Raw genomic sequence first — 25363 nt, forward strand, 5'->3', positions numbered from 1 at the left:
AGGCTCGCTCCTACAAGGAAAAGCAACAGCCCCCACCTGTAGGAGCGAGCCCGCTCGCGATGGTCGTGAACGATTACGCGCAAAACCAGATACCCCTCGGCGGCCATTGGTTTTTCGCGAGCAGGCTCGCTCCTACAAGGAAAAGCAACAGCCCCCACCTGTAGGAGCGAGCCCGCTCGCGATGGTCGTGAACGATTACGCGTAAAACCAGACACCCCTCGGCGCCCGTTGGTTTTTCGCGAGCAGGCTCGCTCCTACAATAATGTAGAGACCGATTTCAGTTCCTGGTCGCCACCTTGTTGCCACCGCTGTCCCACCCGCCTCCCAACGATTTGTAGATCGCGACGATACCCCGGTATTGATCGATTTCACCTTGGGCCTGCGCATCCTCGGCATTCAGCCGTTCACGCTGGGCATCGAGCAGCACCAGATAGTCCACGGCGCCTTCCTTGTATTGGGTTTCGGCCAGGTCCGCCGCCGCCCTGCTCGATTCGCTTTGCTTGATCAACGACAACAACCGCTGCTGGCGCTTGCCGTAGTCGCTGAAGGCGTTCTCCGATTCTTCCAGCGCCAGCAGCACTTGCTGTTCATAGGTGGCCAAGGCGCCTTCCGCGTTGGCGTCGGCACCGCGGATGCGTGCTCGTACGCTGCCCAGGTCGAAGGCTGCCCAGGTGATGCTCGGGCCCAAGCTCCAGGCCTTGGCGGCGGCGGAGCCGATTTGCGAACCGCGTCCGGCGGTGAAGCCCAGGAAGCCGCTCAGGCTGACCCGGGGAAACAGGTCGGCGGTGGCGACGCCGATATCCGCCGTGGCGGAGGCGAGCCGGCGTTCGGCCGCCAGCACATCAGGGCGGCGACGCAGCAGTTCGGCGGGATCACCGATGGGCAGTGCCTTGGCGATGGCCGGCAGGTCCTTCGGACTCAGGGACACACTCAATTGATCCGGACGCTCACCGAGCAAGGTCGCGATGCGGTTCTTCTGCCGGACCTGTTCCGCTTGCAGTTGCGGCACGCTGGCCTCGACGGCAGCCAGCCGCGCATCGGCGCGTACCACGTCGAGTTCGTTACCCACGCCGGCATCGCGCAGACTGACGGTCACAGCGCGTGAATCGCTCTGGTTCTTGAGGTTGGCCAGGGCGATTTTTTCCCGCAGTTGCGCACCGCGCAGTTGCCCGTAGGCGTCCACCAACTCGGCGATCATGGTCACCCGCAGTTGAAACAGATCCGCCGCTGCCGCGCCTTCCTGGGCATCGCTCGACTCCAGTGCACGCTGGATGCGTCCGAACAGGTCGATTTCCCAGGCCATGTCCAGGCCCAGATCGTAGCGTTCGATGTTCACACGTTTGTCCGTCAGGCCGGGCACCTGCGCCTTGCCTATTTGGCTGCTGGCGCGACTGGTGACCACCGGCAGGTTGTCGTTGCTGATGTCGTCACGAATCGCCCGCGCCGCTTTCCAGCGAACAAAGGCCACGCGCAAATCGCGGTTGCCTTCCAGGGATTTGCTCACCAGCTGGTTCAGCGTGGGGTCGTCGAACTGTTGCCACCACACCGATTCAAATCGCGATTGATCGTAGTTGCTTGCTTTCGCATAAACGCTATTGGCCGGTGCGGTGTCCGGGGCCTTGTAGTCGGGGCCCACCGTGCAGGCGGCCAGCGCGGTCACCAGAAGGCTGGGTAAAAAAAGCTTCAGAGCATTCATGGTTGCACCTCCAGGTTCAGCGCACGGGTTTGTTTGCGCGCTTGCTTGCGTTCGATGTAGCGGCGAATCAGGACGAAGAACACCGGTGTCAGCAGCAGGCCGAAGAAGGTCACGCCGAGCATGCCGGAGAACACGGCCACACCCATGGCCCGACGCATTTCGGAACCGGCGCCGGTGGAGGTCACCAACGGGATAACGCCCATGATGAACGCGATGGAGGTCATCAGGATCGGCCGCAGACGCATGCGGCACGCTTCCAGTACGGCGTCCAGGGGCGACAGGCCCTCGTCCTGTTTGTCCTTGGCGAACTCGACGATCAGGATGGCGTTCTTGCAGGCCAGGCCCACCAGTACGATCAGGCCGATCTGGGTGAAGATGTTGTTGTCGCCTTTGGAAATGATCACCCCGGCAATCGCCGACAACAGGGTCATCGGTACGATCAGGATCACCGCCAATGGCAGGCTCCAGCTTTCATACAGCGCTGCCAGCACCAGGAACGCCAGCAAGACGCAGAGCGGGAACACCAGCAACGCGGTGTCGCCGGAGAGGATCTGCTGGTAGGTCAGGTCGGTCCACTCGTAGGTCATGCCGTTGGGCAGTTCGTCCTTGAGCAGTTTTTCGATGGCCTTCTGGGCCTGGCCGGAGCTGTAGCCGGGGGCAGCCGCGCCGTTGATTTCTGCGCTGATGAAGCCGTTGTAGTGCATCACGCGGTCCGGGCCCGAGGTCGGGCTGACCTTGACGAAGGTCGCCAGCGGAATCATCTCGCCGTGGTCGTTGCGCACCTTCAACTGACCGATCTGCTCCGGCTCCTGGCGGAATTGCTGGTCAGCCTGGACGTTGACCTGATAGGTGCGACCGAAGCGGTTGAAGTCGTTGGCATACAACGACCCCAGGTACACCTGCAGCGTGTCGAAGATATCGTTGACGGCGACGCCGTGGGTCTTGGCTTTTTCCCGGTCGATGGCAGCTTCGACCTGTGGCACGTTGACGGTGTAGCTGGTGAACAGGTTGGCCAGTTCCGGAACACTGCGGCTCTTGGCAATGATGTTCATCGTTTCCTTGTACAGCGCTTCATAGCCCAGGTTGCCCCGGTCTTCGATCTGCAGTTTGAAACCACCGATGGTGCCCAGGCCTTGAACCGGCGGCGGCGGGAACACGGCGATGTAGGCGTCCTGAATGCCGCCGAACTTGGCATTGAGCGAAGCGGAAATCGCCTTGGCTGACAGGCTTGGATCCTTACGTTCCTCAAAAGAACTCAAGCCGATGAAGGCGATCCCTGCGTTCGGGCTGTTGGTGAAGCCGTTGATCGACAGGCCGGGGAATGCCACGGCGCTGTCGAAGCCCGGCTCGTTCATGGCAATGGTGCTCATGCGACGGATCACCGACTCCGAGCGATCAAGGCTGGCGGCGTCCGGTAATTGCGCGAAAGTCACCAGGTATTTTTTGTCCTGGGTCGGCACAAAACCGGTCGGTGTGGTGCTGAAACCCATGTACGTCAGGGCGATCAGGCCGGCGTAGACCAGCAATGCCACGCTGCTGCCACGAATGACTTTGCCGACGGTCATCACATAGCCGCGGCCGGCCTTTTCGAAGAATCGGTTGAAGGGTTTGAACAGCCAGCCACCGAACAGGCGATCGAGCACTTTGGAGAATCGGTCTTTGGGCGTGTCATGACTTTTGAGCAATACCGCCGCCAAGGCTGGCGACAGGGTCAACGAGTTGAACGCCGAGATCACGGTCGAGATCGCGATGGTCAGGGCGAACTGTTTGTAGAACTGGCCGGTCAGGCCGGAGATGAACGCCGACGGGACGAACACCGCGCACAGCACCAGCGCCGTGGCGATGATGGGACCGGTCACTTCACCCATGGCTTTTTTGGTGGCTTCGATCGGTTCCAGTCCCGTCTCGATGTTTCGCTCGACGTTCTCCACCACCACGATCGCATCGTCGACCACGATCCCGATGGCCAGTACCAGGCCGAACAACGACAAGGCGTTCAACGAGAAGCCGAACAGATGCATCACGGCAAAAGTACCGATCAGCGATACCGGCACCGCCACCAGCGGAATGATCGAGGCGCGCCAGGTTTGCAGGAACAGGAGTACCACCAGCACCACGAGAATCAGTGCTTCGAACAGTGTATGGACCACGGCTTCGATCGAGCTGCGCACGAAGATCGTCGGGTCATACACGATCTCGTAGTCCATGCCTTCGGGGAAGTTTTTCTTCAGCTCGGCCATCTTCGCCCGCACCTGATCGGAAACGTCGATGGCATTGGAACCCGGGCGCTGGAAGATCGGCATCGCCACCGCTTCCTGGTTATTGAGCAAGGCGCGCAAGGCGTATTGGTTGGAACCGAGTTCAATCCGGGCAATGTCCTTGAGGCGCGTGATTTCGCCGTTCGGGCCACTGCGGATGATCACGTTCTCGAACTCTTCTTCGGTGACCAAACGGCCCTGGGAGTTGATCGACAACTGGAAGCTTGTGGCGTTGGGCGCGGGGGGCGCACCCAGTTGGCCAGCCGCGACCTGACGGTTCTGCTCGCGCACGGCGTTGACCACGTCGGTCGCGGTCAGGTTGCGCGAAGCAGTCTTGTTCGGGTCGAGCCAGATACGCAGCGAGTAGTCGCCAATACCGTACATCTTCACATCACCGATGCCGTTCAGGCGGGACAACTCGTCCTTGACGTTGAGGATCGCGTAGTTGGACAGGTACAGCATGTCGTAGCGTTTGTCCGGCGAGGTCAGGTGCACCACCATCGTCAGCTCGGGCGACGCCTTGTCCACGGTGATACCGATGCGGGTCACTTCCTCGGGCAGTTTCGGCTCGGTCCGCGTCACGCGGTTCTGCACCTGCACCTGGGCGTTGTCCAGGTCCGTGCCCAGGGCGAAGGTCACTGTGAGGGTGAGCCTGCCATCGGCCGTGGACTGCGAATACATGTACAACATGTTCTCGACGCCGGTGATGGCTTGTTCGAGCGGTGCAGCAACGGTTTCACCAATCACCTTGGGGTTGGCGCCCGGGTAGTTGGCGTGAATGACCACGGTGGGTGGCACGACGTCGGGGTATTCGCTGATCGGCAACTGGAACAGCGCGATGGCGCCGGCGATCAGGATCAGCAGCGACAGCACCGCGGCGAAGATCGGTCGCGTGATAAAGAACTGAGAGAATTTCATGTCGGTATTCCCTTATCCGCGAGGAGAAACCGCAGCATCCGTTTTCACCAGTGCGGGTGATTTGACGGAGGCCGGGGCCTGGATGGCCGGTTGATTGCCGGCTTCGATTGCCTGCCGTTGGCGGGTCAGGGTCGCGACGGTTTCAGGGTCGGCCATGGGCGCATCCTGCGGGGCGACTACCGCGCCGGGACGGACCCGTTGCAGACCGTTGATGACGATGCGGTCTTCTTTCTGCAGGCCACTGCGCACGATGCGCAGGCCCTCAAGCTTCGGCCCCAGATCGACGCTGCGGTACACGGCCTTGTTGTCCTGATCGATCACCAGCACGAACTTCTTGCCCAGGTCGGTGCCCACCGCTTCGTCCTTGATCAGCAGGCCGGCATAGGCGGCGCTGCCCACCAGCTTCAGACGGGCATACAGGCCGGGGGTGTATTGGCCATCCGCGTTGTCGAACACCGCGCGACCACGGATGGTGCCAGTCTTGGGGTTGACCTGGTTGTCGACGAAGTTCATCTGCCCCAGGTGCGTATTGCCCTCCTCGTTCGACAGGCCCATGTACACCGGTGTGGTCTGGCTACGCTGGCCCTGGCGGGAGAGCTGGCCGTACTTGAGGAACAGGCGCTCGTCGGCGTCGAAATAGGCGTAGACCTTGTCGGTGGAGACCACACTGGTCAGCGGCGTGGTGTCGGCGGTGACGATGTTGCCGGCGGTGATTTCGGCGCGGCTGACACGCCCGCTGATCGGCGCGGTGACGCGGGTGAAACTCAGGTTCAGGCGGGCCAGATCGAGCTGCGCCTGGATCGCATCGACACCGGCCTTGGCTTCTTGCGCGGTGGTGGTGCGGGTATCGGCCAATTCGGCGGAAATCGCATTGCTACCCAGCAGACGCTGTCCGCGCTGCGCTTCGTTGGCAGTGCGAACCAGCGTGGCCCTGGCTTGTTGCAGTTGGGCTTCGAAACGATGCACTTCGTGTTCGAACGGCCGTGGGTCGATCTGGAACAGCAAGTCACCTTTCTTCACCAACGCGCCGTCGGTAAAGGCCACTTGTTCGATCTGTCCCGACACCCGTGGACGGACTTCGACGGTTTCCGGGGCCTCAAGGCGCGCAGTCACTTCGTCCCACTCGGTGATGGGCTGCTCGATGACCTTGGCAACCGTGACGTGGGGCGCCCCTGGCGCATTGGCGGCTACTGGCGCGCGGTCGCAGGCGGTGAGCATCGTGAGGGCCAATGCGGCAAACGGGTAACGAAAAGCTTTGAGTGACTGTGCCATGGGTGGTGTCCGCCAGACGGTTGAAGGATTTTCGAAGTCTCGGCCTCGCGCGAGGCGTCGACGAATCGAACAGGGTGAACTTGGGTATTACTATTAATGATGATCGTCATGTATATGGGCAAAAAAACACAACTGTCCTGCTCAAGCCTTGGTATTGCCTATCACGCTGCACACGCAATCCAATGCCGGGCCCAGTGCCTGCGCGACCGAGATGGCGCGGGGCGTGGGCTGCATTTCCCGCCCGGCGCGCTCGAACAAGGGATCGTTGAACAAGGCTCGCAAACGCCTGAGTGCGCCACTGACAGCCGGCTGGCCCATTGAGAGCCGCCTCGCCGCACGAGTGACGTTGCGTTCCTGAATGAGGACTTCGAAAACCACCAGTAGATTCAGGTCGATTCTGCGCAGATCATTACGTTTCATAACGTGTCCACCTGGTATTTGCGCCGACGATATATTACGACCATAATCATTACAAGACATTTGGCGACGACGTGCACACGGCAGGCATACCTGGCCTCAGGAGCAGCTCATGAAAGTGACGAAAGACCAAGCCGCGGCGAACAAAGAAGCGATCCTCACCGCCGCCTCCCGGCTGTACCGGGAAAAAGGCATCGACGGCATCGGCATCGGCGAGCTCTCACGCTCGGTCGGGCTGACCCATGGCGGGTTCTACGGGCAGTTCCCCGGCGGCAAGGAACAATTGGCGTCGGAGGCCGTGACCCGGACGTTCGAGACCACCATACGAAACTGGCAAGACGCCAAATCGATCCCGGAGGTGGTGAAGAAATACCTGACCCAGAAGCACCTGGACAACTGGACCGGAGGCTGCCCGATCCCCGCGCTGGCGGTCGATGTCGCCCGCACCGGTGGCACCGTCAGCCAGTCCTTCACCCAGGGCCTCGAGCGCTTGATCGAGATACTGATGCCACTGGTGGAAGGCGAGACTCAGGAGGAAAAACACCAGCAAGTGCTGCAGGTCATTGCCTCGATCGCAGGGGCCATGATGATTGCCCGTGCGGTGGACAAGCCTGAATTGTCGAAGCAGTTTTTGACGTCGGTGATCGATGCCTGGCAGGTCTGAGGGCTCAAGGATGATCACCTGTGGGAGCAATGCTTGCTCGCGATGGACGTCCAGGCAACGCGGTCATTCAGACAGCGAGCGTTATCGTTGACGTTCATCGCGAGCAAGCTTTGCTCCTACAGGAGTGGCTCTTTTAATCCCTGAATTGCGTCAGTTGCCGGCTCAGCGAGCCGGCTTGATCGCGCAATTGCACCGACTGATCGAGCAGGCTGCGGATCGCCTGGTCGTTCTGTTCGGAGATGCGGCTGACGCCCTGGATGGCCACGGACAGTTGCTCACCGGTCGCCGCCTGGCTCTGGGTCTGGCGTGCCACTTCGCTGATGCGCGTCAGGATATCCTGGGCATGCTGGCGGATCTGATCCACGCCCTGGGCCGAGGTGGTCAGTTGCACCACGCCCTGGCGCACCGCTTCGCCGACCTGCTGGACGTTGGCCACGGTGTTGCGCACGTCCGAACCGATGGCGCCGATCATCTCGCCGATTTCACCGGTCGAGCGACTGGTGCGTTCCGCCAGTTGCCGCACTTCGTCGGCCACCACGGCAAAACCACGGCCCTGCTCCCCTGCCCGCGCCGCTTCGATCGCCGCGTTGAGGGCCAACAGATTGGTCTGGTCGGCGATGCTGCGAATCACCGCGATGATCCCGGCAATCTGCTGCGAGCGTTTTTCCAGATCGCCCACCGCGCCGGCGACCACGTCCATGGTCTGGTCGATATGGGTGATGCCGGCCAGGGTCTGGCTCATGTCCCCGGAAATGTGCGTGGTCAGCATTTCGGTGTTGCGCGCCAGTTGCTCCACATCTTCGGCCTGCTGTGACATCTCGGTCACCGAGTGCGCCAGTGCCGTGACGCCGCTGGCCATCTCCTCGGTAGCGGTGTGCTGCGAAGTCGCCCGTTCGGCGACGGCCTGGGTGGTATCGCCCAGGTGATTGGAGATCTGCATCAACGCCGTGCTGCTGTGGCGAATCGAGCCCACCAGATCGCCCAGGCGCTGGATGAACTGGTTGAACGCCCCTGCCAGCTTGCCGGTTTCATCGCCGCTGCGCTGCTCGAAGCGCAACCCCAACTCGCCCTCCCAGGCCTGGATGCCGACCGTCAGGCCCGACAACGGACGAATCTGCCACGCCAGCAAATGCCACAGCACAATGGCCAGCACCAGCAACGCCACCAGGCCGATGATCACGGCGGTGTAGAGGAAATGATTAATGCCGGCCATGGCTTCGGCCAACGGGTACGCCACCATCAACGCCCAGTTGTTCGGCGCCTTGCCGATACGCACCGGTTGCAGCACATAGCCCCAGCCATCGCGCTCGAAACTGTAGGGCTGGCCGGCCTTGATCGCATCCTTGGCGGCAGTCGGCAATTCATTGGCCGGCTGACTCAGGCGCTTGGCGTCGGGATGGCTGGCGTACAAGCCATCGCTGGACACCAGCGCGCCGTAGCCTTTGTAGGCATCGATGGTCGAGAGCTGGCGGTTGATGCTTTCCAGCGGGATATCGACCCCCGCCACGCCCACCGCCTTGCCGCCCTGCAACAACGGCACCATGATCGACACCATCATCACCTGCTGACCGCTGCCGGTGCTGTAGGCAAAAGGTTCGGACGCCCATGGCTGGCGGGTGTGCAGTGGCCGGTAGTAATACTGGTTGTCGGCATTCTCCGGGCTGTATCCGCTTAATGCTTCGGACTTCACCGCGCCTGCGGCACGGTTCCAGTAGGTCAGGTAACGGCCCGTGGCGTCATGATTGGGCTGGTTGGCGTACTCACTGTCCTTGCCATCGAACGCGTTAGGCTCCCAATACTGCCCAAGGCCCAGCAGCTTGGGGTTGGCCTCGAACAGCTGGCGAGTCAGGGCATCGGCGGTCTTGCGGTCGACCTGTTGTTGCTGCATCGCCGTGGCGACACTGGCCAGGGATTCAGCCACGGTAAAACCGGCACCGAGTTCGACTTCCACTTGCTTGGCATTGGCCTTGACGATGGTATCGACCAGGGCAAAGGTTTCTTTGACGGAGGAGCCATAGGCGATGTAGGCGATGGAACCCAGCAGCAGCGCCATGACGACGACGGTTCCAGTCAGCGCGGTCCAGAACAGCTTGAAGTGCAGTGAGCGATTGGGCATGAGCATTCTCGAATGAGCGATACGTCAGCCAGCACAGCCCGCGCAAAAATGTGAGTGCAGCAGCCCTGCTGGCAAGTGATTTATAATTGATATTATTTGGCCACTATATCGAGGCGCAAGGCCTCGATGCAACCTAAATGAACACTTGTTCAATCAGAAGAGAATGCGGCTACGAGCGCCGCGCAGACACGTCCGGTTCGAGTGTCGGGGGGATGGAAGCGGGAATTTTCTGCCAGCGCCTACAGACATTCCTGGGCAGCGCGTTCAAGTCGCGAAGGCCCGAACGTCGAGGCCAGCAGTGCGCGTTCGTACAAAAACACCTTGCCGCCGTTCGACGCCTTGTAGGCCTCGAGCACATCGTTTGCAGCGACTTTGCTTGAAACCACGATCCGGTAACTGCGCTGGGTTTCCGACAGGGTCGCGTGCAGCGAATTTTCCTGCAGTTTCGGTAAAACGCAATTCGCGTAATCCGCGGGCGCTTTTTTCGTCTGCAAGGTCAGCGTCGGGTCGTTTGGCGTGGAGGCACAGCCCGACAACAGCAGGGATGCGGCAATAGCCAGTCGGGCATGAAGGTTCATCGCGCCGGTTCCTTAAGAGCGTTTTAGGTGGGTGCGATTTTCCTTGTTTCCCGGATACAACAGAACTTGTGATCGGTGATTGTCACTATTACTCGAACGAATAGTTATGAGCTCGCGGTAGACGATTACCTGTAGGAGCAAAGCTTGCTCGCGATGGCGTCGGTACAGTCAACATTGATGTCGCCTGATACGCCGCCATCGCGAGCAAGCTTTGCTCCTACAGGTTCCCGTTCACAGGATTCGCCGCGCGATCACGCCTTGAACGCCTCTCGCCGTGCCAGTCGCTCCTGGGCATAGGCCTCTGAGGGCTCGCTGATCAGCTCTTCACGGCGCAGCAGCTCTCCACAATGCTCGCAAAGCGGCCCGAGTCCGGCAGGGTGCCCGCAGGTCTGGTGGGTGAAGCGCACGGCCACCCCTTCCTCTGCCGATTTACACCAGGCTTCCCCCCAGGCACGCAGGGCCAGCACCACCGAATAAAACGCCTCGCCCTTGGCGGTGAGGTGGTACTCGTAGCGCTTGGGTCGTTCGTTGTAGGCACGGCGCTCGACCATCCCGTCAGCCTCCAGGCTTTTCAGGCGTGCCGCGACCATCTGCGGCGTTCCTCCGGTCTGCGCCTGGATTTCGTCGTATCGATGATTGCGCATGAACAATTCGCGCAGCACCAATACCGTCCATCGGTCTCCGACGACCGCCTCGGCCCGTGCAATCGGGCACAAAGTTTCAGGACTACTCTTTTTTACTGCCATGCAGGCTTGCCTCTTTCACAGTAACTATGATTATCATATCAACACCATGCCGGGGCAAGCCCATGGCACGGGTCAGCCCACATTCCTGGAGAACTCGTCATGTCGAATGCTGCCTATCCGCTTGATCGCACCGCCTACCTGCTGGTCGATCCCTACAACGATTTCCTCTCCGAAGGCGGCAAGGTTTACCCCTTGATCGAACCGATCGCCGAGCAAGTCGGCCTGCTCGACAACCTGCGCACACTGGACCGCACGGTCCGTGCCCTGGACATTCCGGTGGTCATCGTACCGCACCGTCGCTGGGAAAAAGGCGATTACGAAAACTGGGATCACCCAAGCCCGAGCCAATGCAAGATCCAGCACATGCACCACTTCGCCCGTGGTGAATGGGGCGGTGAATGGCACCCCGATTTCGCGCCCAAGGACGGCGACATTGTCGTTTCGGAGCATTGGGGTTCGAGCGGTTTTGCCAACACCGACCTGGATTTTCGCCTCAAGCAACGAGGCATCACCCACGTGATCATCGTCGGCCTGCTGGCCAATACCTGCATCGAAGCCACCGCTCGCTACGCCCAGGAACTCGGTTACCACGTTACCCTGGTGCGGGACGCCACCGCCGCGCTCAAGCCGGAAATGATGCACGCCGCCCATGAGCTGAACGGCCCCACGTTCGCCCATTCGATTGTGACCACCGAACAACTGATCGCCACCCTGAAGCCGTGAGACAACACATGAAACTGACTGGAAACCTCCTGATCGGCGCCAGCGAAGTCCCTGCCAGCGAAGGGACGATGAAGGCGCTTAACCCCGCCACCAACCAACTCATCGAGCCGGACTTCGCCTTCGGTGGTGTCGCGGATGTCGACAAGGCGGCGAACCTGGCCGACGAGGCATTCGACCATTACAGCCATACCTCGCTGGCCGAACGTTCGGCATTCCTTGAGCGCATCGCCGACAATCTCGATGCCGTAAGCCAGGAGCTGGCAGCACGGGCTGCACTGGAAACCGGTCTGCCCGAAGCCCAGCTTCAGGGCGAAGCGGCCAAAGCGGCCACCCAGTTCCGCCAATTTGCCGATGTCGTGCGCAAAGGACGCTTCCTGCAACTGGCCATCGACCCGGCACAACCTGACCGCCAGCCAAGGCCGCGCATGGATCACCGCCTGCAGAAAATCGCCATCGGCCCGGTGGCTGTTTTCGGCGCGAGCAATTTCCCCATCAGCTATTCGGTTGCCGGTGGCGACACCGCCTCGGCGCTGGCGTCGGGCGCGACGGTCATCGTCAAGGCCCATAACGCTCACCCTGGTGCCTCGGAAATCCAGGCCCGAGCCATCCGCCAGGCCGTGCAGGACAGCGGTTTACCGGAAGGTGTGTTTTCGATGGTGCGCGGCGGCGGCAACGCCATCGGCGAAGCCCTGGTCGACCACCCGCTGATCAAGGCCGTGACCTTCACCGGCTCGGAACAGGGCGGCATGGCGCTGTATCGCCGAGCGCAACTGCGCCCCGACCCCATCCCGGTGTTTACCGAGATGACCAGCGTCAACCCCACGTTCATCCTGCCCCAGGCACTCGCCGCGCGCGGTGCGCAGATCGGTGACGGATTCGTCGAGCGCATGCTGGTCAATGTCGGCCAGGCCTGCCTCAAGCCGGCGATCCTGATCGCGGTCGAAGGTGCAGGTTTCGAGGCGTTGCGCGCCGCCATGATCAAGCGTGTGACCGATGCACCGGCGCGTCCGATGCTGACACCGGGGATTCACGGGGCTTACCTCAGCGGCCTCGATCGCCTGCAAAGCACCGGTGCAAGCCTGGTTGCCGTGGGTTCGGTGGCCCATGCCGATCTGGATGGCCGGTCCGCGCTGCTTGAAGTCGATGGCCAGCGTTTCCTGGCCGAAAACGCATTGGCCCATGAAGTGTTCGGGCCGGCGGGACTGCTGGTGAAGGTCAAGGACGAGGCGCAAATGTTCGCGGTCGCCCGCTCGTTGCGCGGCCAGCTCAGCGCAACCCTGCACCTTGAGGAGGCGGATTTGGACCTGGCTCGACGTTTGTTGCCGGTGCTGGAGCGGCGCACCGGGCGGATCGTGGTCAACGCCTTTGCCCATCCGCAGGAAGTGTCTTTCGCCACCATTCACGGCGGCCCCTTCCCGGCCTCGTCGGACAGCCGATTCACCTCGGTGGGCATGACCTCCATCGAACGCTTCCTGCGCCCGGTGACTTACCAGGGGTTTCCGGATGCGTTGCTGCCTGAGGCGTTGCGAGAGCTCAATCCACTTGGTCTGCCACGCAGCATGGACGGTCAATAAACGGTAAGACCGGTGGTTACCTGTGGGAGCAAAGCTTGCTCGCGATGGCGGTCGGTCAGACAACATCCTTGGTGACTGTGCTGCCGTCATCGCGAGCAAGCATTGCTCCCACAGGGTGGCAGGTGGTCAGGCCGGGGCTTTGTGCATCGCACACACCTGGTTGCGCCCATTACGCTTGGCCTGATACAGCCCGTCATCGGCGCGGGTCAACAGGCTTTCCAGGTTGTCACCGAGCTGCACGAAGGCCACGCCGAAGGACGCGGTGATGGTGTCCAGCACGGTGTCGGTGCCCCGTGCCTTGATCCGCAACGACTGGACCTTCAGGCGCAACAGCTCGGCGAAGGCGCAGGCACTGTCGAGATTGGCGCAGTCTTCGAGCACCACGCAGAACTCCTCGCCGCCATAACGCGCGGCAAAGGCGTTGGGTGCCAGCGCACTGCGCAGCACCTGGCCGACATGCTGCAACACCCGGTCACCCAGCGGGTGGCCGTATTGATCGTTGAATTGCTTGAAGTGATCGATATCCAGCATCACCAGCGCGACACTGCGGGAGCCTTTGGCCAAGGCCTGCTCCAGCATGCGCGTGAAGGCCGTCCGGTTCAGCAGCTCGGTCAGGCCATCCAGTGTCGCGGCCAGTTGCGCGCGCTCCAGTTTGTCCCGCAGGGTCTTGATCTCGCTTTGCGCCGAATGCAGTTGGGAAAGGAACTGCTCCTGCTGACTCTGCATCAGCCGGGTACTCTGCTGCAGCTCGTTCAAGATACCCGGCAAGCGCTCGCTGACCGGCTCCTCGAGCATCTCCAGGCACTGCCCGAGACGGTGCTGGAAGTGGGCACTGCCCTTCACACTGCGCGAGACATCGCGCTCCATGCCATCGACCAGGCTGATGACCTGTTGTTGCCCGGCGCGGGCATCTTCCAGCTCGTCACGGATGATGTACTCGCGAAACAGCCGGGTCGCGGACTCTGGCGGGCAACCGTCAAAGTCCCTGACCACCCGATCCAAATGGCGATTGAGTTCCGGGTCCTGGCCTTTGCTGTAGGTGTACCACAGGGCGTAATGCACCGGATTGGGCGGGATATTGTGGCGAACCATCAGGGGTACGGCTTGCTTGAGCAGCGCCGCCGCCTCGCGGGAGTCTTCCGGATAAAGCGCTAGAACATTCGCACGCGAGTCTGATTGGCTCATGGATTCACTGTGGTTGTTAATCATTGGCGTTTGTGAACGCGATGAGCATACCGATACGCATGGCAAACGGCTATCCCGGTTTTGATTTGAACAAGCGATTTCATGCCAGCCAAGGCCCCCTGTAGGAGCGAGCCTGCTCGCGATAGCGGCGTGTCAGTCGATGGAATTGTTGCCTGATACACCGCTATCGCGAGCAGGCTCGCTCCTACAGGGATCTAGTGGTGTTCTGGATGGGTGTAGGGTTCGATAAACCCACACCCCAGAATCTCATTCAGGCGCCTGCCATCGCTCATCCGCCGAAACAGCCCGGGCGTCATCCACGGCGCACGGCCATCAACGTTGGGAGCCCCCAATCCAGCCAACAGGTCATCGATCAAAACGGAGCGGGTTTCGAAGGAGATCCGCGTCAACCCGGTGCTGTTTCCGACGCCGACATGGGCATGCGCCCCGGAAAAGGCAATCAGGCTGCCAGGTGCGATATCGACAACAATACCCTGCTGTGGATCAACCGCCTCCAGTAGATGCGGGATGGCTTCATCGGCATCCACCGCGTTGCGACCGTCGCGATGGGAGCGTTGCAGAATCGCGCGCATGTCAAAATCCGCGCTGGAATTGAGCAGCGGGCGCTGCCACAGATGCGGGTACAAGGCGAAGGTCCGCCCCGTGGTGATCGGGTAAATCGGCGCCCACCAGTTGGTCTGCGCATACAGATTCGAGCCCCAGGTGTCGCGGTGAAAGGCGATGGTGGCCGTGGTGCGGGCGCGTGGCGCGACGTGACGCGGTTCACGGTGTGGCTGAAAACGCAGGTGCAGGCGATCGCAGGCCAGGGCATCAGCGTCAATTCCAAGGCTCTCCACGACGGCCAGCCAGCGCAGCTGGATCTCGGCGCAGCTGGCGAAAGCATTCTGGTATTGGGAAAAACGTTCGGTCTGTTCCCCGTGGCTCAGGTGCCGATGGATTTCTTGCGGCGACCACGGATACAGCGCCTCTTCGAGCCATTCACGGGTGAATGCCACCAGCGACGCCATGGGGGACAAATCGGTGAAACGAATGATCTCGCCGGCATAGATCCGGTCGTGAAACTGCCGGGCGCTGCCCGGTGTTTCCCGCGTGCTGTACATGACCTGACGTCCACTGAAGATGCCTGTCCGACTCTAGAGCTATGCCCTTCACTGCGCAAAGGGGCAGTTGCCGCAAAAAACAGCGGATCAGCCCGGATTCAACAGTGCCTGGCGCAGCAACCTGGCCGCCGGTGAATCCGGCACGCCTTTGCGCGATACCAGTTCATAGGGCTCGCTGCGTGAGGTGATGGGCAGCGGCAGCGTAGTGGTGAAGCCGTAGCCGGAACAGAAATTGGCCACGTCCGTCGAGACCAGCGCCACCAGCGTCGGGTTCTCCTGCAACAACGACAGCGTCGCGAAAGCCGAAGTGGTTTCCAGCAGGTGCACCGGAAAGCGCAGATTGGCCTCGTGAAACTCCCGCTCCAGCAGCAGGCGCATGGGCATGTTGGCGCGGTAGACCACCCAGCGGTAATCCACCAGATCCTTCAGGGTCAGTCGCCTGGCATAGGCGAACGGATGCTGGGTGCTGGCGATCACTGCCAGGGTTTCCTCGACGAATGTCGCGCTCTCATACAGGTACGGCGTGGTGCTGATGGTGGTGCGACAGATCGCCAGGTCCAGCCGCCCGGCGTCGAGCTGGCTCAGCAGCGCGGCGCTGGTGTCTTCGACGATCTCCACGGACATTTTCGGGTTGTCGGCGATCACCCGGCTGATCGCGGTGGTCAGCAGCGGCACGGCACCCATGATGGTGCCCACCGACACCCGCCCGCCCTCGCCGCTCATGATGCCGATGATCTCTTCACGCAGGTGCGCAAGGTCAGTCTGGATCAACCGGGCGTAACGAATCACCGAGCGTCCGGCATCGTTTGGTTCAAGCCCGCGGTTAGTGCGGGTGAACAGCGAGGTGCCGAAGGTGGTTTCGATTTCCTGCAACGCCTTGCTGGCGCCGGGCTGGGTCAGGGCCACCTGTTTGGCCGCGCCCAGCAAGGAGCCGTGCTCATCAAGGGCTATCAACAAGCGCAGTTGCTTGATGTGCAAACGGGACATGATCGAGTTGAGTGAGGGCGTCATCAGGGTTAACTAAAAGTTATAGAGGTATCGAAAGTTGTCAGTATCGGGGTCACCCCGACGGCCCTATAGTCCGCTCCACAGTCAGGCAATGCAATGGGTTTGACCATAGTGCCACGGCGCTGCTGCCACGAACCGATCGCGACAATAACAATCCTGTATAACTTGTGGTGAATCATGTCCCTCATCAATTACGTCACCAAAATCCAGTTCGGCTACGACAGCCTCGAGCACCTGGCCGCCGAAGCCGACCGCGCCGGCATCACCCGCGCACTGATTGTCACCGACCTGGGCGTGCGCAATGCCGGCATCGTCGACAAGGTCATCGCCGCCCTCGGCGCCAACCACCCTTACACGATTTTCGATGCGACCCCACCGAACCCCAACGAACACGCCGTACGTGAAGCGGTCGCCCGATACCGCAGCGGTGAATGCGACGGCATCATCGCAGTCGGCGGTGGTTCATCCATCGACCTGGCCAAAGGCGTGGCGGTGTGCGCCACCCATGACGGCCCATTGCAAAGCTTTGCCGTCATCGAAGGCGGCCTGGAGCGCATCACCTCGGCCACCGCGCCGCTGATCGCGATCCCGACCACCGCCGGCACCGGCAGCGAAGTCGGCCGGGGCGCGATCCTGATTCTCGACGATGGTCGCAAGGTGGGCGTGATCTCGCCTTATGTGGTGCCCCGCGTGGCCATCTGCGACCCCGAACTGACCCTCGGCCTGCCGCCGATGCTCACCGCCGCCACCGGCATGGACGCCATCGCCCATTGCATCGAAACCTTCATGGCGCCGGCCTTCAACCCGGCTGCGGACGGCATCGCCCTCGACGGCCTGTGGCGTGCCTGGGGCCACATCGAACGCGCCACCGCCGAACCCGGCGATCGCCAGGCGCGGTTGAACATGATGAGCGCATCGATGCAGGGCGCACTGGCGTTCCAGAAAGGCCTGGGCTGCGTGCACAGCCTGTCCCATGCCCTGGGGGGCATCAATCCGAAACTGCACCACGGCACCTTGAACGCGATTTTCCTGCCGGCGGTGGTGCACTTCAACGCCGACGCCCCGACCGTGCGCGGCGAGCAAAAACTCGAACGCCTGAGACACGCCATGGGCCTGGCCACCGACGCCAACATCGGCTCGGCCATCGAGGACATGACCCGCCGCCTGGGCCTGCCGACCCGACTGAGCGAAATCGGCGTCGACGAAAGCCTGTTCGACCACATCGTCGAGGGCGCGCTGCACGATCACAGTCACAAGACCAACCCGCGCGAAGCATCCAGTGCGGACTACCTGACGATGCTGCGGCAATCGCTGTAACGCACCGCTGCACCCTGCCGCTTTCCAACAATAAAAATTCAGGAGGCCACGCCATCGCGGCAATCACGCTTACGTTCTCGTGAAACGTGAAGTCGCGATGGCAGAACAACCATGAAGCCCACCGTCCTTTTCGAACGGCAAGACAGCCTTGCCATTGTCACCCTCAGCAACCCGGGAAAAATGAACGCCCTCAACCTGTCGATGTGGCAGGACCTGGGCGACGTCATGAGCGAACTGTCCGCCGACCCGAGCGTGCGCTGCGTGGTGTTGCGCGGTGAAGGCGAACAGGCCTTTGCCGCCGGCGCCGACGTCGGCGAGTTTCCGACCGTGCGCGCTAACCCCTCTCAAGCCCGCGTGTATGCCGAAGTCACCTCGGCGGCGATGCGCGCGGTTGCCGACTGCCGGCACCCGGTGATCGCGATGATCCACGGCGTCTGCGTCGGCGGCGGCCTGGAGATCGCGGCGCTGTGCGACCTGCGCATCTGCGGCACGTCCAGCCGTTTCGGTGCGCCGGTCGGCAAGCTGGGCCTGGTCATGTCCTATGACGAAATGGCCGGACTGGTGGCGCTGGCCGGGCGTTCGACCACCCTGGAAATCCTCCTCGAAGGCCGCATCCTCGATGCCCAGGATGCCTACGTGAAAAACCTCGTGACCCGGGTCGTCGCCGATGCCGACGTCGAAAGCGAAACCCTCGCCACCGCCCGGCGCATCGCCAACGGCGCGCCGCTGGTTGCCCGCTGGCACCGCCAGGCCGCGCGCCAGCTCGAAGCCGGTCACGCGCCTACTGCTGCGCAGATCGACCACAGCTACTTCTGCTACGACACCGACGACTTCCAGATCGGCTTGAACGCTTTCATCGCGAAAGCCAAACCACAATTCGAGGGTAAATGACATGGGACCGCTGACAGGCATGCGCGTAGTAGAGCTGGCTCACATCATGTCCGGGCCAGTGTGCGGCATGATGCTGGCCGACATGGGGGCCGACGTGGTCAAGGTCGAGAAAGTGCCCGACGGCGATGACTCCCGGCGCTTCTCGCCGATCATGACCAGCGGCGAGTCCGCCTCGTTCATGGTAGTTAACCGCAACAAGCGCGGCATCGGCCTGAACCTGAAGACCGACGGCGGTCGCGATGTGCTGCGCCGCCTGCTGATGGACGCCGATGTGGTCACCGAAAACTACCGTGCCGGGACCATGGAGAAGTTCGGCCTGGGTTACGACACCCTGAAAACCCTGAACCCGGGACTGATCTACTGCGCGATCTCCGGTTACGGCCGCAGCGGCCCGTTCGGTGACAAGGGCGGTTTCGACCTGATCGCCCAAGGCATGAGCGGCATGATGAGCATGACCGGTGAAGCCGGGCGTGAGCCGGTCAAGGCCGGTTCACCGGTGGCCGACATCAATTCCGGCATCCTCGCCGCCCTCGGCATCTGCGCCGCCTACGCCGCCAAACAGAAAACCGGGCTGGGACAAATGGTCGACACCTCGCTGTTCGAGGCCGGCCTGCAACAGATGTTCTGGCCGGCGGCGGCGTACTTTGCCGATGGCACCATCCTGCCGAAAATGGGTTCGGCCAACTCCACCAGCGCGCCGTATCAGGTGTTCCGCACCGCCGACGGCTGGATCAACATCGGCGCCGCCAACCAGGCCAACTACGAACGCCTGGTCGAAGCCCTCGCGGTCCCGCAACTCAAGGCCGACCCGCGCTTCGCCAGCAATGCCCTGCGCATGGAGCATCGCCTGGCCCTGGTGGAAATCCTCAACGAAGTGCTGGTGGCCCGCACCACCGATGAATGGATGGTGCTGTTCGACAGCCTCGGCTTGCCTGCCGGACCGGTCCTGGACATCGCCGCCGCCCTCGCCCACCCGCAAACCAAAGCACGCGGCATGGTCGTCGAAACCGAACACCCGACCGAAGGCCGCGTGCGCGGCATGGGCCTGCCGATTCACTTTTCCGACATGGACAACGCCCCGCCACAAACCAGCCGCCCGGCGCCGCTGCTCGGCGAACACACCCGCGAGGTGCTGAAAGAAAGCGGTTACGCCGAAGACGAAATCGACGACCTGATTCGCAGCAAGGCAGTGCTGGCACTCGCATCCTGAAAACACCCCCACCTGTAGGAGCGAGCCTGCTCGCGATGGACGTTAACGATGACAAGGGGTGCCTGGATAAACGCGGCGCGCTCAGGTCCATCGCGAGCAGGCTCGCTCCCACAGAAAACAGTGATCCGTGTAGGAGCAAAGCTTGCTCGCGATGGTGGTGAAGGCGCCGTTTGCATCCAGGCAGCCCTGGCCATCGTTAACGACCATCGCGAGCAAGCTTTGCTCCTACAAGAACAACAACAAAAACAAAAAGGTGAACAACATGAGCCGTATCTTGACCGAAGCCGTCAGCCGCCGATCTTTCCTGGTCGGTGCCGGCGTCACCGTTGGCGGTGCATTCGCCGCCAGCCTGCTGCCCACCAGCGGCGTGTTTGCCGCCACCAAACCCATCGTGTTGCGCTACAGCAGCAGCCTGCCCGACACCCACCCGCTGAACAAACAGATGAAGGCCGCGTCCGAGGCGATCAAGGCCGAATCCAACGGTGCTGTGGACTTGCAGGTGTATGCCAACGCCTCCATGGGTGGCGACACCGACATGCTGTCCCAGGTCCGCGCCGGCGCGGTGGACTTCATTCCCCTGCCCGGTGCGATCCTCTCAACCCTGGTCCCGGCGATGTCCATCGAAAGCATGCCGTTCGCCTTCAAGGACTACGAGAGTGTCTGGGCCGCACTGGACGGCAAACTGGGCGAGTATGTCCGGGCGCAGACCACCAAGGTCGGCCTGATCCCGATGGAGAAAGTCTGGAACAACGGCTTCCGCCAGATCACCAGTTCGACCCGCCCGATCAACACCCCCGAAGACCTCGCCGGCTTCAAGTTACGCGTACTGGTCAGCCCGTTGTGGACCTCGATGTTCAGCGCACTGGGCGCCGCCCCCACCGGCATCAGCATCAACGAAACCTACTCGGCGTTGCAGACCAAGGTCGTCGACGGCCAGGAAAACCCGCTGGTGGTGGTCGAGTCGGCGCGTTTCTATGAAGTGCAGAAATACTGCTCCCTGACCGACCACATCTGGGGTGGTTTCTGGATCCTCGGCTCCGGCAAGACCTTCCCGAAACTGCCCCAGGATGTGCAGGAAATCGTCTCCCGGCAGATCAACGCCGCCGCCCTGGTCCAGCGCCAGCAAGTGATCGACCTCAATGCCAGCCTGGAACCGTCGCTGACCGCCCACGGCATTACCTTCAACAAGGTTGACCGTTCGCTGTTCCGCGCCGACCTGCAGAAAAAAGGTTTCTACACCCAATGGAAACAGAAGTACGGCGACGAAGCCTGGAACCTGCTTGAGCAGTACGCAGGTCAATTGTCCTGAGCCGGAGACACAGTCATGAAAAACCCGATACCGATGACGGACGTTTCTGCTGCTGAACGACTCAGCCCACGCCACACCGCACTGCGCCTTGGTCGCGTGCTCGATACCGCCCTGCGTTGGGCGACCGAAGGCAGCGCCGCGTTGCTGGTGACCCTGGAAGTCACCTTGCTGTTCTGCAACGTGTTCTCCCGTTACGTGCTCAACCAGCCGATTGTCTGGGGTGACGAAATGGCGTCGCTGCTGTTCCTGTGGCTGGCGATGCTCGGCTCGGTGGTGGCGATGCGACGCGGCGAGCACATGCGCCTGACCTCGTTCATCGCCCGCCTGCCGGCGGAAAAACGCGCCTTCGTCGACACCTTCGGCGCGGTGATCGTCATCACCTTCATCGTGATGCTGTTCTCGCCGGCCTGGGAGTTCGTCAGCGATGAATGGATCATCACCACCGCCGCCCTGGAAATCCCCAACGCGTTTCGCGTGTCGGCCATTGCCGTCGGCCTGAGCCTGATGTTGCTGACCTGCGTGGCGCGGCTGTTGACCAGCGCACGGCTGATCGACTTCACCGTGTCGGTGGCGATGCTCGGTTCGCTGGCGGCGTTGCTGTGGGCCGGTGAAGGCACCCTGCTGCTGATGGGCAACTGGAACCTGATCGTGTTCTTCATGATCGGCGTGATGGGCATGATCGTCATCGGCGTGCCGATCATGGTCGCGTTCGGCCTGGCCACCGTGGCGTACCTGTCGACCATGACCAGCACACCGCTGACCCTGGTGGTGGGCCGCATGGACGAGGGCATGGCCAGCCTGATCCTGCTGGCGATTCCGTTGTTCGTGTTCCTCGGCGCGCTGATTGAAGCCATGGGCATGGCGCGGGCGATGATCCGCTTCCTGTGCTCGTTGATCGGCCATGTCCGTGGCGGTCTGTCGTATGTGTTGATCGGTGCGATCTACCTGATCTCCGGGATTTCCGGCTCGAAAGCGGCCGACATGGCGGCCATTGCACCGGCGCTGTTTCCGGAAATGAAGAAACGCGGCGAGGATGAAAACGAACTGGTGGCGATGCTCAATGCCTCCGGAGCAATGTCGGAAACCATCCCGCCGAGCCTGGTGTTGATTACCATCGGTTCGGTCACCGGCGTGTCGATTTCCGCGCTGTTCACCGGCGGTTTCATGCCGGCGGTGGTGGGGGCGATTGCCATGGCCGTGGTGATCTGGTGGAAAAACCGCAAAGGCGAGGCCTCTACCGGCAAACGCGCTTCGAGCAAGGAAATCGGCCATTCGCTGCTGGTCGCCCTGCCGGCACTGGCCCTGCCCTTCGTGATCCGCACCGCGGTGGTCGAAGGCGTCGCCACCGCCACCGAAGTGGCCGCCATAGGCGTGGCCTACACCTTTATCGTCGGCTTGCTGTGCTACCGCTGCTTCGACTGGAAACGCCTGTACCCGATCCTGGTCAGCACCGCGTCGCTGTCCGGCGCGATCCTGATCATCATCGGCAGCGCCACGGCCATGGCCTGGGCCTTGACCCAATCGGGGTTCTCCCATCAGTTGGCGCAGGTGATGTCCACCGTACCCGGTGGCGCACTGGGCTTCCTGATCATCTCCGCCGTGGCGTTCATTCTGCTCGGCAGTTTCCTGGAAGGCATCCCGGCCATTGTGCTGTTCGGGCCGCTGCTGTTCCCGATTGCCAGGGCCATGGGCATCAATGATGTGCACTACGCCATGGTCGCGATCTTCGCCATGGGCCTGGGCCTGTTCGCGCCACCGTTCGGCGTGGGGTTCTATGCCGCCTGCGCCATCGCCAAGGTTGACCCGAGCGGTGCCATGCGCCGGGTCTGGCCGTACCTCGGTGCGCTGGTGGTAGCGCTGGGGGTGCTGATCGCCGTGCCCTGGATCTCCATCGGTTTCCTGCCGTCCTGAATCACCTTTTGACACTCCTGCCGGTGGTCGCGATCTCGACTGCCGGCACTCAAACACGAGGTTGCTTATGAATTTCTCCACGCTGGAAACCGGCGCCACCACTGAACGCCGGCTGATCGTCGACTCGCCGCGCACCATCTCGTTTCTCGGCGAGGACTTGCGCATCTACGCCACCCCGCGCCTGGTGGATGACATCGAACAGGCCTGCCTGGACTACCTGCTGACCTTCCTCGACGACGGCGAAAACACCGTGGGCGCGGCAGTGGATATCCGCCACGTCGGCGCGACCTTGCTGGGCATGTCGGTGAGCATCGTCGCCACCGTCACCCGCATTGAAGGCCGCAGCGTCACCTTCAATGTCGAAGTGCGCGATGACATGGAACTGGTGGCGACGGCGGCGCACACGCGGGTGGTGGTCAATGTCGCCAAGCTGCGCAGCCGCGTCCAGGCCAAGGCCGCGGCTGCCGAGGCTGGCGAAGTCGATGACGACGCGCTCAGCCCTGCACGCCTCACTGCGTCACGCTGAGTACGTTGCCATGATCACCCTGCACGAACGCAATGGCTTGCCCAACCTCGCGGCCGGGGATGCGCTGCCGATGGTCGACGCCCACCATCACTTGTGGGACCTCGGCAGCGGCCGCTATCCCTGGTTGCAGGACGAGTATCACGAGGATTTTTTCCTCGGCGATTACCACTCCCTGTGCCACGACTTCTTGCCCGAGCATTTTCTCGCGTTGACCCGGAACCAACGCTTGATCGGCACCGTGCATGTCGAGGCCGAGCGCGCCCGTGACGAACAGGTCGCCGAAACCCGCTGGCTGGAACAGGTGAACGCCCGCTACGGTTTTCCCAATGCCATCGTCGCCCACGCCTGGTTCGATCGCGAAGACAGCGCCGAGATTCTCGCCGCCCAGGCCGCCCGGCCACTGGTGAAAGGCATCCGCTCCAAGCCGGTGACCTCGGCCTCGCCGGACGTCTCGATAGCCGGAGCCCCCGGCACGATGCAGGACCCCAAGTGGCTGGAAGGCTTTGCCCTGCTGGAGCGTTACGACTTGTCCTGGGACCTGCGCGTGCCGCCGTGGCATCTGCTGGAAGCCGCGCAAGTGGCGGCGATGTTTCCGCGGATCCGCATTGCCCTCAACCACACCGGTTTCGCCTGGGACCGTAGCCCTGAAGGCATGGCGCGCTGGCGCAAGGGCCTGGAAGCCCTGGCCTTGCAACCCAACGTGCACATCAAGCTCTCGGAATTCGGCCTCAAGGATTCGCCATGGCGCCTTGAAGACAACCGCATCGTGGTGCTCACCGCGCTGGAGATCTTCGGCGCCGAACGCTGCATGTTCGCCAGCAATTTCCCCGTGGCCGGCCTGCGCGCTTCCTACGACACCCTCGCCGATGGCGTGGCCGCGATGCTCGCGCCCATGGGTCGCAAGGTTCAGGAAGCGGTGTTCGCCGGCAATGCCCAACGCTTTTATCGCCTGGAGACCGCCCATGGATGAGCAGCGCAACATTGATTGGCGCGCACGCTTCCTGGCCAGCGGCGACGATGCCGACTTGCCCATCATCGACGCCCATCAGCACTACTTCGACATCGATGCGCATTACTACCCATGGCTGAACGATCGCCCGCTGCGCCCGTTTCGCTATGGCGACTATTCGTCGATCTGCCGCAACTTCCTGCCCCCGGACTATCGCCGTCTGACCGGCGCTCACCGGATCGTCCAGACCGTGCTGATCGAGGGCGAGTGGGACCCGGCGACACCGCTGGATGAAGTGCGCTTTGTCGAGTCGCTGGCCGAGGATGAACCGACCCTGGCCGCCATGGTGGCCCAGGCCTGGCTCGACCGCGAAGACGCACCCGACCTATTGCGCCAGTACGCCCGACATCCGCTGGTGCGCGGCATACGCCATAAACCGGTGGTCACCCACCGTGAAGCCTGGCGCGAAGATTTCGCCGCGCCCGGTTCCATGCGCGATCCGCGCTGGCGGGACGGCTACGCCCTGTTGGCGGACAACGGCCTGCACTTCGAGTTGCAGGCGCCCTGGTGGCACCTGCCGGAAGCGGCCGAGCTGGCCAGGGACTTTCCCGACGTGACCCTTGTGGTCAATCACACGGCGTTGCCGTCGGATCGTTCCGAACAAGGTCTGGCGGGTTGGCGTAGCAATCTTGAACGGCTTGCCCGGGAGCCGAACGTGGCGCTGAAAATTTCCGGCATCTGCATCCCAGGCAAGCCGTGGCCCGTCAAAGAAAACCGCGTGGTGGTCAACGACGCGATTTCGATTGTCGGCGTCGACCGCTGTGCGTTTGCCACCAATTACCCGGTCGATGGCGTGGTCAACGGCATGAGCGAGATTCTCGACGGTTTCAAGACCATCGTCCGCGACCGAACTGTCACCGATCGGCTGGCGTTGTTCCATGACAACGCCCGTCGCCTCTACCGACTCATTTGAA

The 25363-nt window shown here is 62.2% G+C and carries 21 protein-coding genes; 11 read left to right on the top strand and 10 right to left on the bottom strand.

Going from position 1 to position 25363, the window contains the following annotated elements; translation table 11 throughout:
* Nucleotides 1-277: 277 nt before the first annotated feature.
* The 4 genes from GPL81_RS28965 to GPL81_RS28980 form a co-directional block, all read right to left on the bottom strand.
* Nucleotides 278-1696, bottom strand: coding sequence for an efflux transporter outer membrane subunit (locus tag GPL81_RS28965; protein ID WP_160109509.1), 1419 nt, complete (start codon nucleotides 1694-1696; stop codon nucleotides 278-280).
* Nucleotides 1693-4872 carry an efflux RND transporter permease subunit gene (locus GPL81_RS28970; protein WP_160109510.1) on the bottom strand — a complete coding sequence of 1060 codons (3180 nt, stop codon included), beginning with the start codon at nucleotides 4870-4872 and terminating at the stop codon, nucleotides 1693-1695. The genes GPL81_RS28965 and GPL81_RS28970 overlap by 4 nt, the downstream gene beginning before the upstream one ends.
* 12 nt (nucleotides 4873-4884) lie before the next feature.
* Complete coding sequence (gene mexE / locus GPL81_RS28975) at nucleotides 4885-6144, bottom strand: multidrug efflux RND transporter periplasmic adaptor subunit MexE (protein ID WP_160109511.1); 1260 nt, start codon at nucleotides 6142-6144, stop codon at nucleotides 4885-4887.
* Nucleotides 6145-6285: 141 nt separating this feature from the next.
* Nucleotides 6286-6564 carry a LysR family transcriptional regulator gene (locus GPL81_RS28980; protein ID WP_096510572.1) on the bottom strand — a complete coding sequence of 93 codons (279 nt, stop codon included), beginning with the start codon at nucleotides 6562-6564 and terminating at the stop codon, nucleotides 6286-6288.
* Nucleotides 6565-6673: 109 nt separating this feature from the next.
* On the opposite strand from GPL81_RS28980, the gene GPL81_RS28985 reads away from it, so the two are divergent.
* Entirely contained in the window at nucleotides 6674-7225 is a 552-nt protein-coding gene (locus tag GPL81_RS28985) for a TetR/AcrR family transcriptional regulator (protein ID WP_160109512.1), read from the top strand.
* A 133-nt stretch (nucleotides 7226-7358) separates the two neighbouring features.
* On the opposite strand, the gene GPL81_RS28990 is transcribed toward GPL81_RS28985, so the two are convergent.
* The 3 genes from GPL81_RS28990 to GPL81_RS29000 all read right to left on the bottom strand — a co-directional run bounded on the left by GPL81_RS28990 (nucleotide 7359) and on the right by GPL81_RS29000 (nucleotide 10665).
* Complete coding sequence (locus GPL81_RS28990; RefSeq protein ID WP_160109513.1) at nucleotides 7359-9341, bottom strand: methyl-accepting chemotaxis protein; 1983 nt, start codon at nucleotides 9339-9341, stop codon at nucleotides 7359-7361.
* Between the two features lie 239 nt (nucleotides 9342-9580).
* The gene (locus tag GPL81_RS28995) at nucleotides 9581-9919 is read right to left on the bottom strand and encodes a hypothetical protein (protein WP_121102314.1); all 339 of its coding nucleotides are present in this window, start codon (nucleotides 9917-9919) and stop codon (nucleotides 9581-9583) included.
* Nucleotides 9920-10170: 251 nt separating this feature from the next.
* Entirely contained in the window at nucleotides 10171-10665 is a 495-nt protein-coding gene (locus GPL81_RS29000) for a winged helix-turn-helix transcriptional regulator (RefSeq protein ID WP_160109514.1), read from the bottom strand.
* 99 nt (nucleotides 10666-10764) lie between these two features.
* On the opposite strand from GPL81_RS29000, the gene GPL81_RS29005 reads away from it, so the two are divergent.
* Together GPL81_RS29005 and GPL81_RS29010 are read left to right on the top strand one after the other, a co-directional pair.
* Nucleotides 10765-11388 (top strand): cysteine hydrolase family protein, encoded by a 624-nt coding sequence (locus GPL81_RS29005; protein WP_160109515.1) that lies wholly within the window; start codon nucleotides 10765-10767, stop codon nucleotides 11386-11388.
* A gap of 8 nt (nucleotides 11389-11396) precedes the next feature.
* Nucleotides 11397-12962 (top strand): aldehyde dehydrogenase (NADP(+)), encoded by a 1566-nt coding sequence (locus GPL81_RS29010; RefSeq protein WP_160109516.1) that lies wholly within the window; start codon nucleotides 11397-11399, stop codon nucleotides 12960-12962.
* Between the two features lie 126 nt (nucleotides 12963-13088).
* On the opposite strand, the gene GPL81_RS29015 is transcribed toward GPL81_RS29010, so the two are convergent.
* From GPL81_RS29015 to GPL81_RS29025, 3 genes are all read right to left on the bottom strand, one after another.
* Nucleotides 13089-14147 carry a GGDEF domain-containing protein gene (locus GPL81_RS29015; RefSeq protein WP_160109517.1) on the bottom strand — a complete coding sequence of 353 codons (1059 nt, stop codon included), beginning with the start codon at nucleotides 14145-14147 and terminating at the stop codon, nucleotides 13089-13091.
* Between the two features lie 215 nt (nucleotides 14148-14362).
* A complete protein-coding gene (locus tag GPL81_RS29020) occupies nucleotides 14363-15268 on the bottom strand; it encodes a hypothetical protein (protein WP_160109518.1) in 906 nt (301 codons plus the stop codon).
* A gap of 87 nt (nucleotides 15269-15355) precedes the next feature.
* A complete protein-coding gene (locus tag GPL81_RS29025) occupies nucleotides 15356-16279 on the bottom strand; it encodes a LysR family transcriptional regulator (protein ID WP_096510564.1) in 924 nt (307 codons plus the stop codon).
* A gap of 174 nt (nucleotides 16280-16453) precedes the next feature.
* Between GPL81_RS29025 and GPL81_RS29030 the strand changes: the two genes are divergently transcribed.
* The 8 genes from GPL81_RS29030 to GPL81_RS29065 all read left to right on the top strand — a co-directional run bounded on the left by GPL81_RS29030 (nucleotide 16454) and on the right by GPL81_RS29065 (nucleotide 25362).
* Complete coding sequence (locus tag GPL81_RS29030; RefSeq protein WP_160109519.1) at nucleotides 16454-17593, top strand: iron-containing alcohol dehydrogenase; 1140 nt, start codon at nucleotides 16454-16456, stop codon at nucleotides 17591-17593.
* A 111-nt stretch (nucleotides 17594-17704) separates the two neighbouring features.
* On the top strand, nucleotides 17705-18484 hold the full coding sequence (locus tag GPL81_RS29035; RefSeq protein ID WP_160109520.1) for an enoyl-CoA hydratase-related protein: 780 nt from the start codon (nucleotides 17705-17707) through the stop codon (nucleotides 18482-18484).
* A gap of 1 nt (nucleotide 18485) precedes the next feature.
* Nucleotides 18486-19694 (top strand): CaiB/BaiF CoA transferase family protein, encoded by a 1209-nt coding sequence (locus GPL81_RS29040; protein ID WP_160109521.1) that lies wholly within the window; start codon nucleotides 18486-18488, stop codon nucleotides 19692-19694.
* A 262-nt stretch (nucleotides 19695-19956) separates the two neighbouring features.
* Nucleotides 19957-21003: a TRAP transporter substrate-binding protein gene (locus GPL81_RS29045; RefSeq protein WP_160109522.1), complete on the top strand. Its 1047-nt coding sequence runs from the start codon at nucleotides 19957-19959 to the stop codon at nucleotides 21001-21003.
* Nucleotides 21004-21018: 15 nt separating this feature from the next.
* Entirely contained in the window at nucleotides 21019-22914 is a 1896-nt protein-coding gene (locus GPL81_RS29050) for a TRAP transporter large permease (RefSeq protein WP_160109523.1), read from the top strand.
* A gap of 67 nt (nucleotides 22915-22981) precedes the next feature.
* Nucleotides 22982-23440, top strand: a complete 459-nt coding sequence (locus GPL81_RS29055) for a thioesterase family protein (RefSeq protein WP_160109524.1) — start codon at nucleotides 22982-22984, stop codon at nucleotides 23438-23440.
* A 10-nt stretch (nucleotides 23441-23450) separates the two neighbouring features.
* A complete protein-coding gene (locus GPL81_RS29060; protein ID WP_160109542.1) occupies nucleotides 23451-24410 on the top strand; it encodes an amidohydrolase family protein in 960 nt (319 codons plus the stop codon).
* Nucleotides 24403-25362 (top strand): amidohydrolase family protein, encoded by a 960-nt coding sequence (locus GPL81_RS29065; protein ID WP_160109525.1) that lies wholly within the window; start codon nucleotides 24403-24405, stop codon nucleotides 25360-25362. Before GPL81_RS29060 ends, GPL81_RS29065 begins: the two co-directional genes overlap by 8 nt.
* Nucleotide 25363: the final 1 nt, after the last annotated feature.

Origin of the sequence: Pseudomonas izuensis, assembly GCF_009861505.1 — a bacterium.
Classification (GTDB): Bacteria; Pseudomonadota; Gammaproteobacteria; order Pseudomonadales; family Pseudomonadaceae; genus Aquipseudomonas; species Aquipseudomonas izuensis.

Excerpts from the sequence above, each read along its gene's own strand:
- GPL81_RS28970 (WP_160109510.1), bottom strand. The coding sequence starts at position 4,872 with ATGAAATTCTCTCAGTTCTTTATCACGCGACCGATCTTCGCCGCGGTG.
- mexE (WP_160109511.1), bottom strand. The coding sequence starts at position 6,144 with ATGGCACAGTCACTCAAAGCTTTTCGTTACCCGTTTGCCGCATTGGCC.
- GPL81_RS28965 (WP_160109509.1), bottom strand. The coding sequence starts at position 1,696 with ATGAATGCTCTGAAGCTTTTTTTACCCAGCCTTCTGGTGACCGCGCTG.
- GPL81_RS29050 (WP_160109523.1), top strand. The coding sequence starts at position 21,019 with ATGAAAAACCCGATACCGATGACGGACGTTTCTGCTGCTGAACGACTC.
- GPL81_RS29025 (WP_096510564.1), bottom strand. The coding sequence starts at position 16,279 with ATGACGCCCTCACTCAACTCGATCATGTCCCGTTTGCACATCAAGCAA.
- GPL81_RS29065 (WP_160109525.1), top strand. The coding sequence starts at position 24,403 with ATGGATGAGCAGCGCAACATTGATTGGCGCGCACGCTTCCTGGCCAGC.
- GPL81_RS29040 (WP_160109521.1), top strand. The coding sequence starts at position 18,486 with ATGGGACCGCTGACAGGCATGCGCGTAGTAGAGCTGGCTCACATCATG.
- GPL81_RS28980 (WP_096510572.1), bottom strand. The coding sequence starts at position 6,564 with ATGAAACGTAATGATCTGCGCAGAATCGACCTGAATCTACTGGTGGTT.
- GPL81_RS28995 (WP_121102314.1), bottom strand. The coding sequence starts at position 9,919 with ATGAACCTTCATGCCCGACTGGCTATTGCCGCATCCCTGCTGTTGTCG.
- GPL81_RS29030 (WP_160109519.1), top strand. The coding sequence starts at position 16,454 with ATGTCCCTCATCAATTACGTCACCAAAATCCAGTTCGGCTACGACAGC.
- GPL81_RS29005 (WP_160109515.1), top strand. The coding sequence starts at position 10,765 with ATGTCGAATGCTGCCTATCCGCTTGATCGCACCGCCTACCTGCTGGTC.
- GPL81_RS29055 (WP_160109524.1), top strand. The coding sequence starts at position 22,982 with ATGAATTTCTCCACGCTGGAAACCGGCGCCACCACTGAACGCCGGCTG.
- GPL81_RS29060 (WP_160109542.1), top strand. The coding sequence starts at position 23,451 with ATGATCACCCTGCACGAACGCAATGGCTTGCCCAACCTCGCGGCCGGG.
- GPL81_RS28990 (WP_160109513.1), bottom strand. The coding sequence starts at position 9,341 with ATGCCCAATCGCTCACTGCACTTCAAGCTGTTCTGGACCGCGCTGACT.
- GPL81_RS29010 (WP_160109516.1), top strand. The coding sequence starts at position 11,397 with ATGAAACTGACTGGAAACCTCCTGATCGGCGCCAGCGAAGTCCCTGCC.
- GPL81_RS29000 (WP_160109514.1), bottom strand. The coding sequence starts at position 10,665 with ATGGCAGTAAAAAAGAGTAGTCCTGAAACTTTGTGCCCGATTGCACGG.
- GPL81_RS29045 (WP_160109522.1), top strand. The coding sequence starts at position 19,957 with ATGAGCCGTATCTTGACCGAAGCCGTCAGCCGCCGATCTTTCCTGGTC.
- GPL81_RS28985 (WP_160109512.1), top strand. The coding sequence starts at position 6,674 with ATGAAAGTGACGAAAGACCAAGCCGCGGCGAACAAAGAAGCGATCCTC.
- GPL81_RS29035 (WP_160109520.1), top strand. The coding sequence starts at position 17,705 with ATGAAGCCCACCGTCCTTTTCGAACGGCAAGACAGCCTTGCCATTGTC.
- GPL81_RS29015 (WP_160109517.1), bottom strand. The coding sequence starts at position 14,147 with ATGAGCCAATCAGACTCGCGTGCGAATGTTCTAGCGCTTTATCCGGAA.
- GPL81_RS29020 (WP_160109518.1), bottom strand. The coding sequence starts at position 15,268 with ATGTACAGCACGCGGGAAACACCGGGCAGCGCCCGGCAGTTTCACGAC.